The organism is Pseudoflavonifractor sp. 60 (assembly GCF_009911645.1).
Lineage (GTDB): Bacteria > Bacillota > Clostridia > Oscillospirales > Oscillospiraceae > Lawsonibacter.
Window position 1 is genome coordinate 1 of record NZ_QWKI01000260.1, and the last position, 811, is coordinate 811.

An 811-nucleotide genomic window follows, 5' to 3' on the forward strand; every position below is an offset into this window, starting at 1 on the left:
TCAGTCCCGTGAAAGGTGTTCCACTTGCGCAGGCACTCCCCCTGGCGGTAGCGCTCCGGATCCCTGCGGCTCCAGTCCTCCCAGTCCTGGGGAGAGGCACCCGCCTCATGCAGGCCCATGCCCACCTCCAGCCACTGCTGGTAGCTCAGGCGGGCGGGGTCAATATAGGTCAACAGCTCACTCCAGTTGGTCTCTCTCTCCATTATACCTCCTCTGGCTGATAAGAGGCGGGGTCCACCCCTCTGGGGACCCCCTTCCAGCCCATGGCCGCAATGCGGTTAATCATATTACTGGCCGCCTCGAAGGACCACTGGCCCACATGCCGGAAGCCGTACATCTCCAGCCTCCTGATCTGCTTTGGCGTGGACAGTCCTTCCTGCCGGCGCTTGGCCAGGCGCTCCAGCAGCAGCGATGCCTTGCCTGCGTTCTCGATCTGGTCGGGGAGAATGCCAGCTTTCTCCAGGGCGGAACACTGTCCGGCGCTGGGCGGGCCCATCTCCCAGCCAAAGGAGGGCCGGTATCCGGTCAGGTCCTCCGCCTGAATGGACATTTCAAACTGAAGGGGGTCCACCAGCCGCTTTTTCCGATGGCGCATTTCGGCCAGCTGCTTGGCCAGGGCCTGCTCCCGCTGGACTACCACCTCCTGACTGGCCTGGCGCTCCGCCTCCTGTATATCCACGGGCCCGGAAGATTGTTGTATGGTTTCGGTCATCTTTTGGGCCACCTCTTCATTTTCACAGATAAGGCTGGCGGGGCGGCACAGCTCGTGGTGCTGAGTGTGCCACAGGAAGTCCAGCAGCAGAAGGTGGTC

General features: G+C 62.4%; 1 protein-coding gene and 1 pseudogene. Both read right to left on the reverse strand.

Going from position 1 to position 811, the window contains the following annotated elements; all coding sequences use genetic code 11:
- Nucleotides 1-203 (reverse strand): PriCT-2 domain-containing protein (locus tag D1646_RS21165; RefSeq protein WP_160638349.1); only part of this gene is annotated, 203 nt, incomplete at its 3' end.
- Nucleotides 203-811: pseudogene (locus D1646_RS21170) on the reverse strand (DEAD/DEAH box helicase); the annotation flags it as partial. The pseudogene D1646_RS21170 and the gene D1646_RS21165, both read right to left, overlap by 1 nt.